Source organism: Denitraticella aggregata, from assembly GCF_048158365.1.
GTDB lineage: Bacteria > Pseudomonadota > Gammaproteobacteria > Burkholderiales > Rhodocyclaceae > Azoarcus_F.
Map to the genome: position 1 here is coordinate 205397 of NZ_JBLLNL010000004.1, position 17265 is coordinate 222661.

Annotated in this window: 15 protein-coding genes; 7 read left to right on the forward strand and 8 right to left on the reverse strand. The window is 66.1% G+C overall.

Translation table 11 applies throughout. From position 1 onward, the window contains the following. Positions 1-9: 9 nt before the first annotated feature. The gene (locus ACKVEX_RS07495) at positions 10-330 is read right to left on the reverse strand and encodes a DUF4936 family protein (RefSeq protein WP_473215078.1); all 321 of its coding nucleotides are present in this window, start codon (positions 328-330) and stop codon (positions 10-12) included. Between the two features lie 25 nt (positions 331-355). Next, positions 356-1375 carry a CAF17-like 4Fe-4S cluster assembly/insertion protein YgfZ gene (gene ygfZ / locus ACKVEX_RS07500; protein WP_473215079.1) on the reverse strand — a complete coding sequence of 340 codons (1020 nt, stop codon included), beginning with the start codon at positions 1373-1375 and terminating at the stop codon, positions 356-358. 117 nt (positions 1376-1492) lie between these two features. Between ygfZ and mltG the strand changes: the two genes are divergently transcribed. From mltG to ACKVEX_RS07530, 6 genes are read left to right on the forward strand one after another with little or no spacing between them, the layout of a single operon-like run. Beyond that, a complete protein-coding gene (gene mltG / locus ACKVEX_RS07505; RefSeq protein ID WP_473215080.1) occupies positions 1493-2494 on the forward strand; it encodes an endolytic transglycosylase MltG in 1002 nt (333 codons plus the stop codon). Beyond that, positions 2491-3123 (forward strand): dTMP kinase, encoded by a 633-nt coding sequence (gene tmk, locus ACKVEX_RS07510; RefSeq protein WP_473215081.1) that lies wholly within the window; start codon positions 2491-2493, stop codon positions 3121-3123. Before mltG ends, tmk begins: the two co-directional genes overlap by 4 nt. Positions 3124-3173: 50 nt before the next feature. Continuing rightward, positions 3174-4250, forward strand: coding sequence for a DNA polymerase III subunit delta' (gene holB, locus ACKVEX_RS07515; RefSeq protein WP_473215124.1), 1077 nt, complete (start codon positions 3174-3176; stop codon positions 4248-4250). Continuing rightward, positions 4247-4612, forward strand: coding sequence for a PilZ domain-containing protein (locus tag ACKVEX_RS07520; RefSeq protein WP_473215082.1), 366 nt, complete (start codon positions 4247-4249; stop codon positions 4610-4612). The genes holB and ACKVEX_RS07520 overlap by 4 nt, the downstream gene beginning before the upstream one ends. A gap of 32 nt (positions 4613-4644) precedes the next feature. Next, the gene (locus ACKVEX_RS07525) at positions 4645-5418 is read left to right on the forward strand and encodes a TatD family hydrolase (protein WP_473215083.1); all 774 of its coding nucleotides are present in this window, start codon (positions 4645-4647) and stop codon (positions 5416-5418) included. A gap of 7 nt (positions 5419-5425) precedes the next feature. After that, entirely contained in the window at positions 5426-6109 is a 684-nt protein-coding gene (locus ACKVEX_RS07530) for an ankyrin repeat domain-containing protein (protein WP_473215084.1), read from the forward strand. A gap of 141 nt (positions 6110-6250) precedes the next feature. Here ACKVEX_RS07530 and ACKVEX_RS07535 read toward each other — a convergent pair whose 3' ends face one another. The 6 genes from ACKVEX_RS07535 to ACKVEX_RS07560 all read right to left on the reverse strand — a co-directional run bounded on the left by ACKVEX_RS07535 (position 6251) and on the right by ACKVEX_RS07560 (position 15817). Next, positions 6251-7087 (reverse strand): DUF429 domain-containing protein, encoded by an 837-nt coding sequence (locus ACKVEX_RS07535; RefSeq protein WP_473215085.1) that lies wholly within the window; start codon positions 7085-7087, stop codon positions 6251-6253. A 37-nt stretch (positions 7088-7124) separates the two neighbouring features. After that, positions 7125-7865: an NYN domain-containing protein gene (locus ACKVEX_RS07540; RefSeq protein WP_473215086.1), complete on the reverse strand. Its 741-nt coding sequence runs from the start codon at positions 7863-7865 to the stop codon at positions 7125-7127. 42 nt (positions 7866-7907) lie between these two features. Then, positions 7908-8810 (reverse strand): histone deacetylase family protein, encoded by a 903-nt coding sequence (locus ACKVEX_RS07545; RefSeq protein WP_473215087.1) that lies wholly within the window; start codon positions 8808-8810, stop codon positions 7908-7910. A gap of 120 nt (positions 8811-8930) precedes the next feature. Beyond that, positions 8931-9890 carry a transglutaminase family protein gene (locus ACKVEX_RS07550; RefSeq protein WP_473215088.1) on the reverse strand — a complete coding sequence of 320 codons (960 nt, stop codon included), beginning with the start codon at positions 9888-9890 and terminating at the stop codon, positions 8931-8933. Beyond that, complete coding sequence (locus tag ACKVEX_RS07555) at positions 9887-12397, reverse strand: circularly permuted type 2 ATP-grasp protein (RefSeq protein ID WP_473215089.1); 2511 nt, start codon at positions 12395-12397, stop codon at positions 9887-9889. The genes ACKVEX_RS07550 and ACKVEX_RS07555 overlap by 4 nt, the downstream gene beginning before the upstream one ends. Before the next feature lie 51 nt (positions 12398-12448). Then, positions 12449-15817: a transglutaminase family protein gene (locus tag ACKVEX_RS07560; RefSeq protein WP_473215090.1), complete on the reverse strand. Its 3369-nt coding sequence runs from the start codon at positions 15815-15817 to the stop codon at positions 12449-12451. 254 nt (positions 15818-16071) lie between these two features. On the opposite strand from ACKVEX_RS07560, the gene ACKVEX_RS07565 reads away from it, so the two are divergent. Continuing rightward, the gene (locus tag ACKVEX_RS07565) at positions 16072-17244 is read left to right on the forward strand and encodes a M20 aminoacylase family protein (protein WP_473215091.1); all 1173 of its coding nucleotides are present in this window, start codon (positions 16072-16074) and stop codon (positions 17242-17244) included. Positions 17245-17265 lie beyond the last annotated feature (21 nt).

Here is a 17265-nt window from a genome sequence, read left to right on the forward strand (position 1 = left end):
GAATGGCGTTCATCGTTGCGCCGTCGCCTGGACGAAACGCTCCATGTGACGGGTCGAGCCGGGTTCGATCAGGGCCGGAACGTCGGCCGACTCTAGCGCCTGCTGCAGCGCATGTTCGAATGGCAGCGCATCGACGACCGGTTCGTATATTTCCATCCATTTGGCATCGTCATCCCGCCGCGCCAGCAGGCGACCGGCCACGCCGGTGCGCTCTTCCAGGGCCTGCTGCATCGCCGTGATGCGCGCCAGCGCCTCCACATGGTCCGCGCCGGCACGGAGGCGATAATAGACGTAGTAACTCATTGGAAGCGCGTGACGGTCGTCGCGCATGTCGATCATTCCATCCGTTCAGTGGTCAGGGCAGGGCATAAGGCAGCGACAGCAGGACCAGGCGCGGCCCGTCAGGACTGCCGAGCCGGACTTCGCCGGTTTCGGCGCAGCTCATCTGCATCACCGCCAGCGCCTCGAATCCGCCGTCCGGCGAGGGGGCGACGTTCACCAGTTTGCCGGCGGACTGGTTGCCGAACCCCGGCGTGAACAGGTCGGCACCCGGCACAGGAGCACTGCCGGCGGGAACCCGGACCCGGTACATGCGTTTCTTGAGCTTGCCCAGATACTGGGTCCGCGCGACGATCTCCTGGCCGGGGTAGCAACCCTTGTTGAAGCTCACGCCGCCTATCAGTTCGTAATTGACCATCTGCGCGACGAACTCTTCCTGGGTCGCAGCGGTTATCAGAGGCAGGCCGGCGCGAATCATCGCGAGTTGCCAGCGTGCGGTGCCCGCCTTGCATGCGCCTGCGTCCAGCAGGGCCTGAAAGACCGCCGCGGCCTCGGCGACCGGCACCGCCAGCATGCAGTTGCTTGCATCCAGCCGGATGCAGCGTCCGTTCGGACCCGAGGACTGATGCATCGGCGCACCCGGCATGTCGATGCCGACCGCCCGCAATACCGTGGGCAACGATGCGCCACTGACACCGATCAGAGCGGTCTCGCCGCTGCGATCCTCGACCTTGACCTTGCTGCGCAGCACGTACATCGACAGCTTCTTCAGCAACGCCGGCAGGATGTCGGCCGACAGCACGAGGTGGTGCCCGCCGTTGTCGCGCCAGATCAGGAAACTGGCCAGCATGCGCCCCTTGGGCGTGTTGAAACTGTTCCACTGTGCCGCGTCGGCGGCGAGCTTCTTTACGTCGTTCGAGAACAGGTTGTGCAGGAACACAGCCGAGTCGTCGCCCCCGCTGTGGATTTGCCCGAGATGCACCAGCGGGACCGCGACGACCGCGTCGGGGTCCGTCGCGCCAGCGTCGAAGGTGACGGTGCCGTCGGTCAGGGTGGCGCCCGATCGGGCGAGGAAGTCTGTCCAGGGGCTGTTCATGTCGGTTGAGCTCGGTTCGGAAGGCGATGAAGTATTATAGGGTCTGGCGCGCCGGCTGAAATGCCGGCGCGCGATGTTGACCCAGACAAACAGGCTCGATGGTCGGTTCCGGATAAGATGAAGTCGTTCCTGCTGAAGATCTTCCTCCTGCTGATCGTGGCTGCGGTGGCGACCACCGGCTTCGCATGGTGGTACGCGAACAGGCCGCTGACCATGGATTCACCGGTAGTCGAATTCACCGTGCAGCGCGGATTCAACATGCGCCAGGCGGCGCGCGCGATCGCCGAGGCGGGGGTCGATGTGCACCCGGAAGCCCTGTACTGGATGGCGAGACTGTCCGGCAAGGCCGAGCGCATCGTCGCAGGAAGCTACGAGGCGCAGCGGGGTATGACCGCGCTGGCCCTGATCGATCGTCTGTATCAGGGTGAGGTATCGATGGGCGAACTATTGCTGGTGGAGGGGTGGACCTTCCGTCAGGTCCGCAATGCGATCGAATCCCATCCCTATATTGCCCGGGACACCGCCGAACTCACGGATCAGGAGATCCTGCAGCGCATCGGGGCATCCGAAACCCATCCGGAAGGCCTGTTCTTTCCTGACACCTACCGGTTCGATCGTCACTCCAGCGCGCTGACGGTCTTGCGGATGGCGTACGACGCGATGCAGCGCAGAATGGCGCAAGCCTGGAACATGCGTGTTCCGGACGTGCCCCTGCAGTCGCCGTACGAGGCCCTGATCCTCGCGTCGATCATCGAGAAGGAGACCGGGCGCGCGGAGGAGCGCGGACTGGTCGCGTCGGTTTTTTCGAACCGGCTTCGGATCGGCATGCGGCTGCAGACCGATCCGACCGTGATCTACGGTTTTGGCGACGCGTTCGAGGGCCGGCTGCGCCGCCGGCATCTCGAGACCGACCACGACTACAACACCTATACCCGCGCCGGCCTCCCACCCACCCCGATCGCGATGCCGGGCTGGAACGCGATGCTCGCAGCGGTCAGGCCGGAAGCCTCGAATTATCTCTACTTCGTTGCACGCGGTGACGGCACCAGTCAGTTCTCGCGCAATCTGCAGGATCATAACCGGGCGGTGAACCGCTATCAGCGAGGGGGCGGCAGTTGAATTCGAGCGTGGGGCAGGGGCGCTTCATCACCTTCGAGGGCATCGACGGCGCCGGCAAGAGCAGCCAGCTCGAGGCGCTGGTCGGGGGCTTGCGCGGGCGGGGTCTCGCGGTCGAGCAGACGCGCGAGCCGGGGGGAACCGAACTGGGCGAGCGCTTGCGCGACTTGCTGCTGCACCAGTCCATGCATCTGGAGACCGAGGCGATGCTGATGTTCGCGGCCAGGCGCGAACACCTGGCCGCGCGTATCCTGCCGGCGCTGGCCGCGGGCCAATGGGTGGTGTCCGATCGCTTCAGCGACGCGACCTATGCGTATCAGGTGGGTGGACGCGGCCTGGACAAGGCAAAGTTCGCCGCGCTGGAGCAGTGGGTGCATCCCGATTTCCAGCCGGATCTGACGCTGGTCTTCGATCTCGACCCGGAGATCGCGGCTGCGCGCCTGTCCGGCACCGGCCATGCGCCGGACAGGTTCGAGCGCGAGCAGCGGGGCTTCTTCGAGCGGGTGCGCCAGGCCTATCTGGAGCGCGCGCAGGCCTCGCCACACCGGATCCGGGTGATCGCGGCCGATCGCGCGCCCGAACTGATCCGGCAGGAGATCGATTCCATCATGACCGAGCGCTGGTTCTCATGAACGACGCCCGCGCGACCGCCGCCGCTTCGCCGACCACCGGGGCGGGCTCGCTGATGCATCCCTGGCTTGCCGGTACCTGGCAGAGGCTGGTCGAACTCGAAGCGCGCCTGCCGCATGCGCTGCTGTTCATCGGACCGCCCGGAATCGGCAAGCGCGATCTGGTCGATGCGCTGGCGGCCCGTCTTTTGTGTCGTTCGCCGGGGGCCGACGGCACGGCCTGTGGCACGTGCGACGGTTGCCGCCTGCGGCTCTCCGGCAACCATCCCGATCTGTACAGGCTGGTGCCGGCGGCGCAGGCCGCAGCCGAGGGGGGGCAGGATGCCGACTCCGGCGAGGAGGCCGCGGTCGGCGCCGGGGCCGACAAGCCGGGCAAGGCCAAGTCGTCCCAGATCGTTATCGATCAGGTGCGCGGGCTGCAGTCCGCGCTCAACGTGACCGGTCATCAGGGCAACCGCAGGGTCGTCGTCGTGGAGCCGGCGCACGCGATGAACACCTTCACCGCCAACGCACTGCTGAAGCTGCTGGAGGAACCCCCGGAGGGCTGCATCTTCCTGCTGGTGTCGTCGGCTCCCAGGCGTCTGCTGCCCACCATACGCAGCCGCTGCCAGGCGTGGGCGGTGGCGCGCCCGGATCATGCGCTGCTGGCGGGCTGGCTGCAGGGGCGCGATCGTGATGGCCGCGCCTTGCTCGCACTGTGCGGCGGCATGCCGCTGGCGGCCGAACGTCTTGCGGACAGAGGGTTCTCACCGTTTTTGTCGCGCTTCGTCCGGGACGTGTGCGGTGCGGCGGCGTCCGATCCGCTGGGGCTCGCGGGCCAGTGGGAGAGCTGGCTCAAGTCGAAGGAGGCGGTGGCCGCGGGTTTCGACATCGCGCAACTGGTCGACTGGATGCAACGCTGGGTGACCGATGTCGCAAGTCTGCGCCTGGGTGGTCGGGTGCGCTATTTCCCGGCAGAGGAGGGTGCGATGTCGGCGCTGGCGGCGCGCAGCAGCGTGGCCACGGTGCTGAACTGCTACAATGACTTCGCCCGTATTCGTCGGGTTGCGCAGCATCCGCTCAATGCGAGACTGATGCTGGAGGACATGCTTTTGCGCTATGCGCGCATCGTTGCCGGAGTTCGACCATGAGCGAAGCAGCCAAACCCGGGGTCGCCCGACCGAGTGTGCTGTCTTTGAACATCAATTCAAAATCCGCACTCTATGCCGCGTACATGCCTTTTCTGATCAACGGCGGGATCTTCGTCCCCACGCCGAAGAAGTACGCGCTCGGCGACGAGATCTTCATGCTGTTGCAGTTGATGGACGATCCGACCAAGCATCCGGTGGCCGCGACGGTCGTGTGGGTGACTCCGCACGGCGCGCAGGGCGGCAAGACCGAGGGCGTCGGGCTGCATTTCAGCTCGGACGAAGCGGGCAAGGCCCTGCGCAACCGGATCGAAACGATTCTGGCCGGCCTGGTCGGCTCCAACCGGCCGACGCACACGCTCTGATCGTCGGCTGCGCTCAAAGGTTTTCCCAACAGATGTACGTCGATTCCCACTGTCATCTCGATTTTCCCCAGCTGGCCGAACGCGAGGACGAGGTCGTCGCCGCGATGCGGGCCAACCGGGTGGAACATGCGCTGTGCGTGAATGTGCGCATGGAGGATTTCCCGCGCGTGCTGGCCCTGGCGCAACGCCATGAGGGGTTCCATGCGTCGGTCGGTGTGCATCCGGATAATGCGGATGTGGACGAACCGGACGAGGCGCGTCTGGTGGCGCTGGCAGCCCATCCAAAGGTGGTCGCGATCGGCGAGACCGGTCTCGACTACCATTGGCACAAGGACGAGCCGGAATGGCAGCGCACCCGTTTTCGCACCCACATTCGCGCCGCGCGCGCGTGCGGGAAGCCGCTGATCGTGCATACCCGTTCGGCCTCGGCCGACACGCTGAGGCTGATGCGCGAGGAGAACGCGTCCGAGGCGGGCGGCGTCATGCATTGCTTTACCGAATCGCGTGAGGTGGCGGAGGCGGCGCTGGATCTCGGGTTCTTCATCTCGTTTTCCGGTATCGTCACCTTCCGCAATGCGACCGACCTGAAGGCCGTCGCGCAGTACGTTCCCCTCGACCGCCTGCTGATCGAGACCGACGCCCCGTATCTCGCGCCCGTTCCCCACCGCGGGCGCACCAATGAACCCGCCTGGGTGGTACATGTGGCAGACGAGATCGCGCGCCTTCGGGGTGAAGCGCTGGAGCGTATCGAAACCGTGACCACCGAGAATTTTTTCAACCTGTTCCAGCATGCGAGGGCAAACTGAGATGTTCATGCGCCGACTGTCGGTCTTCCTGATGCTGCTGTGTTTTGCGGTGCTCGCGCAGGCGAACAGCTACGAAAATTCACTCAGTTCGGCGCGCCTCGGCGACACGCGTCAACTGGTCGATCTGCTCAATCGCGGCATCGATCCGAACACGATCGACGAGCAGGGTAACAGCCTGCTGATCCTGGCCGCAGGCGGTGGACATGCTGCAACGGTCAACGCGATCCTGGAATACCGTCCCAATGTGTCGCACCGAAATCTGGCGGGCGATTCCGCGCTGATGCTGGCGGCGCTGCGTGGTCATGACGAAATCGTCGATCGGTTGCTCGCAGCGGACGCCGAACTGAACCACGACGGCTGGACACCGCTGGTGTACGCCGCATTCGAAGGGCGGTTGGCGATGGTGGAGAAGTTCCTGCAGCGCGGTGCAGACGTCAATGCGCTCGCACCCAACGGTTCCAACGCGCTGATGTTCGCCGCCCGCAACGGGCACATCGACGTGGTGCGCCGCCTGCTGCAGACGGATGTGAATGTCCACCAGCAGAATGACCGCGGCTTCAATGCCGAGCGCTGGGCGTTGTCCACCGGCAATACCGACATCGCCGCGCTGATCGCGCGGGAGGCCCGGCGCCGGCCCGTGCCCCCGCCGCCGGCTTCGCCGGACCGCAGTCTGCGCCTCGAAATCCGTTGATCAGGTCGCGCGGGCGCTGAATCCCGGGCCTCGCGCCAGGGGTTGATCCGCGTTTCCGGACCGGGCACGCAGGACTGACGGGCGTTCGCATCGACCCGTGGTGTCGGCCGCTGCCTCGCCCGGACGGGTGGACGGCTCCGACTACGAATTGCCGTGCGAAGGTGCAGGCACGGTCGCGATCCAGCCCTCGAGCGGATCGAACCACGCTGGCAGGCCGAACTGCGGCGCGCCGGCGCACCCGCCGTGTGCCGCCTGCAGCAGTGCGAGCGCGGCATCCAGGCAGTCGCCGCTTGCGTCTTCGATCAAGGTTTCCCGCATGGTTTCGTCGATCTGCAGGCTCAGGCCGAGCGGGTGATCGCCGCCCTGCAATGCCGTGACGATTCGCCTGCGTGCATCCCGGCGTTCGGGGGTCTGGCGCGAGCGCGTGTCGTTCTTGTAGGAGCGTGTCTCGATTGCGCGGGCGAGGTAGCCGGGGTAGGCCTCGATTGCGATTCGGGCCGGATCGCCGACATGCATGCCGGGCAGGCTGACGCCTGCGTTCAGCAGTCTGGGTGCCCCCTCGAGGAACATCAGCCCCACCGGCGGATTGACCAGCTTCAGCGGGCTGTGTGAAGCCGCTGGTCCATCGGTCGCGCGATGCGCATAGCGGCGACCGACGGGGCGGCTCTCGCGATGACGATCCAGCGTGCTGCGGAACCCTGCCTTGCCCAGCGCGGCGCAATGGCGGACCAGCGCGGCCCACTCGCGTGGCCAGCCCAGGGTTTCGATCGCCTCGCGCGGCAGACCGAACGGGAAATCAAAGGCGCCGAGCCACGGCCCGGGACGATTCAGGAAGGCCTCGAATACGCCCCAGTCGGGCAGGCGCTCCAGTCCCTCCAAAAGGACCGTGCGGCCGTCCAGCCGGCCGCTGGCGACCGTGATCGGCTTGGCGCGGCGAGGCGCGCTGGTGAAATCGATGCCGTGAAGGCGCATGGGCATGCTGGCCCCGCGGCGCGATGCCGCAGCGGCGAACGGCTCAGGCCGGCGTCTTCTTCTGTGCCCGCTTGTCGCGGACATAGAGGTGATTGTTCACCTTCTTCAGCTCGAACAGGCCGATCTCGGTGACCAGGTCGCTCAATTTCTTGTAACCGTAGTTGCGCGGATCGAAGGAGGTCTGATTGCCGATGTGCGATCCGACCGCGCCGAGCGCGGCCCAGCCGTCGTCCTCCGCGCCGGCCTCGACGCCGCTGCGCAGCAGATTGACCAGCTTCGCGTCGCCGCGCAGGTCCTTGCCGCTCTTCTTCTGTTCCGCCGGATCCTGTTTCTCTTCGGTCTGGCTGGGCATGCCGAGGTTCTCGAGATACAGGAACTTGGAGCAGGCATTGACGAACGGGGTGGGGGTCTTCTTCTCGCCGAAGCCGAACACCTTGAGTCCGTTCGCGCGGATGCGCATGACCAGCGGGGTGAAATCCGAATCGGACGAGGCCAGGCAGAATCCGTCGAGTTTCTGGCCGTAGAGCAGGTCCATCGCATCGATGATCATCGCACTGTCGGTCGCGTTCTTGCCCTTGGTGTAGGCGAACTGCTGTATCGGCTGGATCGCGTATTCATGCAACACCTGTTCCCAGCTCTTCAGACCGCTGCTCTTCCAGTTACCGTAGGCGCGACGGATGTTGGTCACACCGTATTTGGCCAGTTCGTCGAGGATCACCTCGATCTTGGCGGCCGGACAATTGTCGGCATCGATCAGCAGCGCGATATGGGTTTCTTCGCTCATGGTTGGAGTCCTCTCCCTGTCGCGGGCCGGGCATGGGTGGTTTCAGGCACCGAACACGCGCAACGCGGTATCGATCGTGTTCGCGTGAATCGTGACGGTGTCCTCGATGTTGCGAGCATAGCCTCCTGCCATCGCGATCGCCACCGGCACGTTGCGCGCTTCGCACTGGCCGAGTACCAGCGCATCGCGTCGCGCGAGACCCTCGATGGACAGGCCCAGCCTTCCGAACCGGTCCTCCTTGTATGGGTCGGCGCCGGCGAGATAGATCACGAGTTCGGGCCGTGCCTCGGCGAAGACGGCCTCCAGCGCGTCGCGCAGCGCGCCGAGGTAGTCGGCGTCGGCGGTCGAGTCCGGGAGTCCGATGTCCAGGTCGGAGCAGGCCTTGCGAAACGGAAAGTTCCGCTCGCCATGGATGCTGAAGGTAAATACGTCGGCCTCGTCGGCCAGGATGGCGGCCGTGCCGTCGCCCTGGTGCACATCACAGTCGACGATCGCGATCCGTGTCGCGAGGCCCTCCGCACGCATGCACAGCGACGCGATGGCGGCATCGTTGAACACGCAGAAACCCGAACCGAAATCCCGGTGCGCATGATGGGTGCCCCCTGCCAGATTGGCCGCGCAACCGTCGCTGATCGCCGCGCGGCAGGCGGCCAGCGTCGCCCCGGCCGAACGGCGGGAGCGCTCGACCATTTCGGGCGACCACGGAAAGCCGATACGACGCACTTCCGCCGCATCGAGCGCGCCCTCGACCACGCGCGCGAGGTAGCCCGGATCGTGGGCGCGCAGGATGTCACGGTCGGCGGCCGCGTCCGGTACGACGAAATCCTGCGGCGCAAAGCGGGCGTCGGCCTGCAGTCGTTGTCGCAGACCGGAGTACTTTTCCATCGGAAACCGGTGACCCTGCGGCAGCGGCAGCACGAAGTGGTCGGCGTAATGGAGCTTCATCGGTGTTCGATGCCCGTCCGGGTGCCGGCGCTGCCTTTGGCGACGTGACCATACCCGGTCGGCTCTGCGCGGCTGAGGGCGTCAGACCCGTCTCGGTCGCTCGGATCGGCGCGCATCGGATCAGGCGTTCGAGATCCGTAGTTCCAGGCTGGGGAGGTCGGCATCGGTATAGAGCTCGGTGAATTCTTCTTCCGGAACCACGGTGACCGCGATCTCGGGTTCGTGCCCACCGCCCCCGAGCAACACGCCGCGCATCGGCGAAATGTCGCTGAAGTCGCGTCCCCATCCGATCGTGATGTGCTCCAGGTCCGGGCGCACCGCATTGGTGGGGTCGAAGTCGATCCAGCCATGGCCGGGCAGGAATACCGAAACCCAGGCGTGGGTCGCGTCCGCGCCGATCAGTCGCTTGCGCCCGGGCGGTGGCCGGGTGAGCAGGTAGCCGCTCATGTAGCGGGCGGAAACACCCGTGGAACGCAGGCACGAGATCATGAAATGGGCGAAGTCCTGGCACACGCCGCGCCGGTTCGCGAAAACCTCGGTGACCGGCGTGGAGATCTCGGTGGCCCCGGGGTCGAACGTGAACTCGTCGAAGATGCGCTGCATCAGATCATTGACCGCAGCCAGCAGCGGACGACCGGGTTCGAAGCTCGAGCGCGCATAGTCGGCGAAATCCCGCTTGATCCGCACGTCGGTGGACTCGAACAGAAAGCCGGTCGCGGACAGCGTCGCAGCATCCATGCGCTTGCCCGCCTGGTAACGCAGCGCGTCCCGCACGCATTCCCACGGCGCGGACGTTTCCGGCTCCGGCATCGGACGGGGCTGCAGTTCCACCCAGCTTTCGCTGCGCACCGACAACAGGTCATGGTCGGCCTCGAAATGCAGCGCACGCACGCTGTTGCCGAAGCTGTCCCTGAAGTCCCGCCACTGGGACGGTTCGGGCGAGATCTCGATGCGATGCGCGATGCATTGCTGCCATGACAGCGTGCGCGGCACGAGCCGCAGCAACTGATGCGATTCGCCCACCGTCTGGTCGTAGCGGTACAGCGTGTCGTGACGGATGTGGTATCGAACCGTGCTCAAGCGACGCTCCTGAGCCGGGATTGCTGCACCGTATGGATAAAGAAGCGATGGTGTACGTCGTCCGACAGCACGTAGGCGGTCTCCTCGGCATCGGCCAGAAGCGACGCGAGCCGCGCACAGGCCTGATCGCAATACTCGGCTTCGAAGGCAGTCATGTCGAAGCGTCCGAGGCGTCGCTCCAGGCCGGCGATCTGGGGAGGCATCGGATGACCGAGATCCTGCGCACTGCGTGCCAGATAGCGCTTCAGCGTCTGCACCTGGAAGATGACCGAATGCGGGTTGGACGGATCGAATACGAGCAGATGCATGACCGGCAGCAGTTCCGGCGTGCGGCGGTAGCGGGCGCGATAGGTGACGATCGAGTTGGCCGCCTCGAGCAGCCATTCGAGCATGCGTTCGCGGTCCCGTTCGGCCGTCTGCAGAACCTCCGACACCAGCGCGGACAGGCCGGCGAGGCGCTCGATGCGACGCCCCAGGATCAGGAATCGCCAGCCCTCGTCGCGGGTCATGTCGTCCATCGCGAAGCCGGCCAGCGAGATGCAGTTCAGCATGACCTGGTCGAGCGCGCCGAGTGCCTGGTCCAGCGTGACCGGCGGGGGTTTCAGCGCGGTCTCGAGCCGGTTGAGCACGTGCCAGTTGTCGGAAGACAGGCGCTCGCGCACATGATTGGCATTGATCGCGAGCGCGCGCAGGTTGGAAGCCACCGATCCCGGTTGGGCGAGGTCCGAGACCGCGGACAGCAACCGGGCTTCGACCGAGGGTTCCTCGCGCACCTCGTCGGTCGGGTCGTCGTCTTCACTCGGATCCGTCAGCGCGCCGACCCGCCGGGCTGCGTGCAACAGTCCCGACAGTTCCTGATCGACCTCGTCGGGGCCGCCGCTCACCCGGGTCAGTGCGGCACGCAGCAGGCGGGTCGACGATTCGACTCGCTCGGAGTGACGCCCCATCCAGAACAGGTTCTCGCCGACCCGCGACGGGATGTCGGTACCGGTGCACAGGAGGTCGATGACGCCGAGCCGCTCCTTGATCAGCGTCGCGCGCTGCACCGGCCCTTCGGCCTGCACCCAAGTGTCCTTGGACATTCCGCCGCGCTGCATCGAGATGACCTCGATGCCGCTGCTCGGTGCGACCCGCGTGAGCGCGCCGGGCATCACCACATAGCCGTCCGGCGTGGCGGTCGCAAACAGGCGAAGTCCGACCGAGCGCGGAGTCAAGCGTTGCGCCGCGTTGCCGGTCCATACCGGCGCCTGTGACAGACGCACCCATTCCTGCGCGACATAGGCATGCGGCTGGGCCTTGATGCTCGCGATCAGTTGCCTGCGCTCCTCCCCCTTGAGCTGGTGCCCGAACACCGCTTCCATGCGCATGCTGGCGAAGGCGGGCTTGATGACCAGTTCGTCGAGATTTCCGAGGACGTGTTCCAGCGCCGGCGCCTCGCCACACCACCAGGTCGCGACCGACGGCATCGCAAGCGGTTCGCCGAGCAGGCGTTGCGCGATGTCGGGCAGGAAGCCGAACAATGCGGCACTCTCGAGCACGCCGCTGCCCAGCGCATTGGCCATCAACACCCGGCCGGCGCGCACCGCACCGAGCAGGCCCGGTACGCCGAGTGCGGAGTCCGCACGCAGTTCGAGCGGATCGCAGAAGTCGTCGTCAAGCCGCCGCAGAATCGCGTGCACACGACGCAGGCCGCGCAGGGTCTTCAGATAGACCGTGTCGTTGCGTACCGTCAGGTCCTGGCCTTCGACCAGCGGAAAACCCAGGTAGCGGGCGAGGAAGGCGTGCTCGAAATAGGTCTCGTTGTACGGTCCGGGTGTCAGCAGCACGCACAGCGGCGAGTCCCCATCGGCGGGCGCCATGCGGGCGAGACCATCCTGGAAGCTGCGAAAGTAGCCGGACAGTTTCTGCACGTGCAGATTGCGGAACGCATCCGGAAAGGCCTGCGACACCACGATGCGGTTCTGCAGTGCGTAACCGGTGCCTGACGGTCCCTGGGTGCGATCGGCTATGACCCACCAGTTGCCATCGGGCGAGCGGGCCAGGTCCACCGCGTACATGTGGAGGTAGCGTCCGCCCGGAGGGGTCGCGCCCTGGCAGGGCCACTTGAAACCCCGCTGCCCGAACACCAGTGCCGGCGGGAGCAGCCCTTCGGCGATCAGGTGCTGCGGTCCGTACAGGTCGGCCAGCACCGCATCGAGCAGCTCCGCGCGTTGCGCCACGGCGGCGGACAGCGACCGCCACTCCTGGGCGCTGATGATCAGCGGCAACATGTCGATCTCCCACGGGCGCTTGATACCCTTGGGGTCGGCATAGACGTTGTAGGTGACGCCGTCGGACTCGATCGCCTCGGCGACGAAGCCCGAACGCTGCTCGAGCGCACTCTCCGGCAGCATTTCCAGGCGTCGTGCGAAGGCCTCCCAGTGGGGACGGGGAACGCCCCTGCCGACCAGCATCTCGTCGAAGCGGTCAGCTGAGAACGGATAGGCGTCAATCAGGCCTGCGGGCATCGAGTGGGCACCAGGTGCCGCACCGGCGGGAGCCGGCGCGCAAGACGAAGATCAGTATTGTCGCAGATCCAGTGTGAATGGGAACTCCGGGTTTACGCGCGGCTCACCGACCTGCATCGGCCCCGGGGTGTGTCCGATGCGGAAGTAGCGCGCCATGCGTCGGCTTTCCGCCTCGAAGGCGTTGACCGGCAGGGTTTCGTAACTGCGGCCGCCCGGATGCATCACGTGATACTGGCATCCCCCGAGGCTTCGGTTCGTCCAGGTATCGACGAAGTCGAACGTGAGTGGGCTGTCCACCCCTATGGTCGGATGCAGGCAGGACGGCGGTTGCCATGCGCGGTACTTGACCCCGGCGACGAACTCGCCGACCGTGCCGGTCGACTGCATCGGGATCGGTACGCCGTTGCAGGTGACGCGATAGCGCTCGGGCGCGACGCCGGTGATCTTGACCTGCAGGCGCTCGACCGATGAATCCACGTAGCGCACGGTTCCGCCGACCGAACCTTCCTCGCCCATGACATGCCAGGGCTCCAGCGCGGTCCGCAGGTCCAGCGTCATGCCCTTGATCCTGTAGTCTCCGATGCGCGGGAAACGGAACTCCAGATGCGCAGCGAACCAGTCGACCTCGACCGGAAAGCCGGCCTCGCGGGTCTCGTCGATGACATCCGCGAAGTCCTGCCAGATGAAGTGCGGCAGCAGGAAGCGATCGTGCAGCTCGGTTCCCCAGCGCACCAGGCGGGGCGGTGCGTACGGCGTCTTCCAGAAGCGTGCGACCAGCGCGCGCAGCAACAGCTGCTGGGTGAGGCTCATGCGCGCATGCGGCGGCATTTCGAAGGCGCGCATCTCCAGCAGGCCCAGACGCCCGGTCGGACCGTCGGGCGAATACAGCTTGTCGATGCAGAATTCGGCGCGATGGGTGTTGCCGGTGATGTCGGTCAGCAGGTTGCGCATCAGCCGATCGACGATCCACGGCGGGCAGCCGTCCCGGTCCTCGGCGATCAGCCGGTTCATCTCGCGGAATGCGATCTCGATCTCGAACACCGCATCGTTGCGCGCTTCGTCGATGCGCGGCGCCTGCGAACTCGGCCCGATGAACAGGCCCGAGAACAGGTAGGACAGGCTGGGATGGTTGTGCCAGTAACTGACCAGGCTGCGCAGCAGGTCGGGTCGGCGCAGGAACGGCGAGTCGGCCGGCGTGTCGCCGCCGAGCACGAAATGGTTGCCGCCGCCGGTACCGGTATGGCGTCCGTCGATCATGAACTTCTCGGTCGTCAGGCGCGAGAAGTGCGCGGCGTCGTAAAGGTGCGTGGTCTGCTCGACCAGGTCGTTCCAGCTGTGGGCGGGTTGGACATTGACCTCGATCACGCCCGGGTCGGGGGTGATCCTGAACTGGCGAATGCGCGGATCGCGCGGCATTTCGTAACCCTCGAGCAGCACCGGCTGGTCGAGCGCGGCCGCGGTCGATTCGATCGCCGAAACGAGTTCCAGATAGTCCTCGACCGCCTCGGTCGGCGGCATGAAGATGTAGAGCACGCCGTTGCGCACCTCGGCGCACATCGCGGTGCGGGTGACCCAGCTGGCCGATTCCTTTTGCGTCGGGGCGCGATGGGCGCCGCTGGCGGGCGCGTGCGGCGTGCTGCCCGCGACCGGGCCGGGATGAAGCGCGGGTGTCCGGCGCGCCGGGTCGATCGCGATGCGCTCGGGTGCGAACCGGGCGCTCAGCTCCGCATGGGGCGGCATCACGCGTTGCTGCTCGAACGGATCCGGTTGATGCATCCACGGATAGTCCTCTTCGCTGACCCAGGGCAGCGAATCCAGCGGCAGGCGGTAGCCCAGAGCGGAATCGCCCGGGATCAGATAGCAGCGCTCCTCGCGCAAGAACCACGAACCACTCTGCCAGCCGCCGCTGCGCGGGTTGCGCCCGATCGGCAGCACGTGCCCGGTCGCCTTGTCCAGGCCACGCTCGAACGACTTGCGCAGGCGTTCGCGCTCCAGCGGATCGTCCAGCCGGGCGTCGAACGGATCGACGTTCGAGGGCAGGCGGCGCTCCCGCCACAGGTAGTACAAGGTGTCTTCGTAGGCCGGAAAGACGTGCTTGCCATCCACGCCCAGGCGGTCCGCGATGCCGGTCAGGAAGCGCGCGGCGGTCGCCTCGTCCACGTCGTAGTCGGTGCGCTCGTCCGCGATCAGGGCCGGATCGGCCCAGATCGGTTCGCCATCCTTGCGCCAGAAGCAGTTCAGCGACCAGCGCGGCAGCTGTTCGCCCGGATACCACTTGCCCTGGCCGAAATGCACCAGGCCCTTGGGCCCGTACCTGTCGCGCATGCGGTGATAGAGATCGGCTGCGAGCAGGCGCTTGGTCGGACCGAGCGCGTCGGTGTTCCACTCCGCGCCATCCGGGTCGTCGATCGACACGAAGGTCGGTTCGCCGCCCTGTGTCAGGCGCACGTCCATCTCATCGAGCTGAGCGTCGATCGCATGCCCGAGCCGTTCGATCTCGGACCACTGTGCTTCGGAGTAGGGCTTCGTGACCCGCGGGGCTTCCCAGATGCGGGCGACCGCCATCCGGTGTTCGAACGACACCTCGCATTCTTCGAGGCCGCCACTGATCGGTGCGGCCGAGAACGGGTCCGGTGTGCATGCGAGCGGAATGTGCCCCTCGCCGGCGAACAGACCCGAGGTCGGGTCCAGACCGATCCAGCCCGCGCCCGGAAGATAGACTTCGCACCAGGCGTGCAGATCGGTGAAGTCCGCTTCAGGGCCGGACGGGCCGTCGAGTGCCTTCACGTCGGCCTTCAGCTGGATCAGGTAGCCGGACACGAAGCGCGCCGCGAGGCCCAGATGCCGCAGCAGTTGAACCAGCAACCAGGCCGAATCCCGGCACGAGCCGGAGCGCTTTTCCAGGGTCTCCTCCGGGGTCTGCACGCCGGGCTCGAGCCGGATCAGATAGTCGATGTGCTCGAACAGCGCATGGTTCAAATCCACCAGGAAGTTGACGCTGGCCTTGTCCTCGCGGTCGATGCCGTTCAGCCACGCGGCGAACTTCGGCGTCAGGGGCAGCTTCTTGAAGTAGGGCGCGAGTTCGTCCTTCTGCCAGCTCTCGTACTCGAACGGAATCGTCTCGGCATAGGACTCGAGGAAGAAGTCGAAGGGGTTGATCACCGCCATCTCGGCGACCAGGTCCACCTCGATCGAGAACTCGGTGGTCTTCTCCGGAAACATCAGCCGCGCCAGGTAATTCGCCTGCGGGTCCTGCTGCCAGTTGATGAAGTGTCCAGCCGGCAGTATTCGCAGCGAGTAACTCAGTATCCGGCTGCGGCTGTGCGGGCAGGGTCGAAGCCGTATCGTCTGCGGACCGAGATTGATCGGACGGTCGTAGCTGTAACGTGTGACGTGATTGAGTGCTACATGAATCGACATGGATGACCTCTTGATCGGAACGGCTCCGCGAGTCGGAGCAAGTCCTGCGCCAGACGCAGCGATGATGCATTCAAGTTCCGCATGTCAGCCGCGAAGCGCGGCATGCGAGGACCGAGGCGAGGTGCGACCGTCGCGCAACGCACCATGTCGGGGCGGCCGCGTTCGTCAAGGCACCGTTGTGGGCGATCGACCTGCCTGAACTTCGTCGCTAAACTGGAATCTTTGGAACAATGATCACACAAAAGGCGACATTGATGAGCGTCATGGACTCGATACGCGCGAACCACGCGCGTCTGACCGACCTGAGGCGGGATATTCACGCTCATCCCGAACTGGCGTTCGCCGAACACCGCACCGCCGGGCGAGTCGCCGACCATCTCGAGGCACTCGGAATCGAGGTGCATCGCAACGTGGGCCGGACCGGCGTGGTCGGTGTCGTGCGCGGCGGACGAGGCCTCAGGGCGATCGGGCTGCGTGCGGACATGGATGCGCTGCCGATGCAGGAGCGCAACACCTTCGCGCATCAGTCGCGTCACGCCGGCTGCATGCACGCCTGTGGCCACGATGGACACACGACGATGCTGCTGGCCGCCGCGGATGTACTCGCGACCCGGCCCGATTTCGATGGCGTCGTCTACCTGATCTTCCAGCCGGCCGAGGAGGGTGAGGCGGGTGCACAGGCGATGATCGACGACGGACTGTTCGAGCGTTTTCCGATGGAGGCCGTGTTCGGCATGCACAACTGGCCGGGCCTGCCGGCCGGACAGATCGCGGTGCATGCCGGGGCGGCGATGGCCAGTGCAGATCGCTTCGACATCACGGTGCTGGGGCACGGCGCCCATGCGGCGATGCCCCACCTGGGCAATGACCCGATCGTCGCCGCGGCGGCGCTGGTGCAGTCGGTGCAGACCATCACCAGCCGCACGCTCGATCCGCTCGATGCGGCGGTGGTGTCGACGACGCTGTTCCATGCCGGCGAAGCCTACAACGTGATCCCTGACCGGGCCCAGCTGTCGGGCACCGTGCGCGCGTTCCGGCCCGAGGTCCAGTCCATCGTCGAGGCGCGGCTGCGCGAACTGTGCGCCGGCATCGCGGCCGCGCATCGCGTGAAGATCGACATCGAATACCGGCGCGGCTACCCGCCGACGGTCAACACGTCGGACGAGGCCGCGCTGTGTGCCGAGGTCGCCGCTGCACTGGTCGGGCCGGAGCAGGTCGTGACCGACGCCCGTCCCAGCATGGGGGCGGAGGACTTCGCGTACTTCCTGCAGCACAGGCCGGGCTGCTATGTGTGGATCGGGAACGGGCCGGACGAAGGGGGCTGCATGCTGCACAACCCGAATTACGACTTCAACGACGATATCATTCCGGTCGGGGGCGCGTACTGGGTGGAACTGGTGAAACGGATTCTGCCGGCCACGGGCTGAACCAAGCGGCCGATCGCCCGT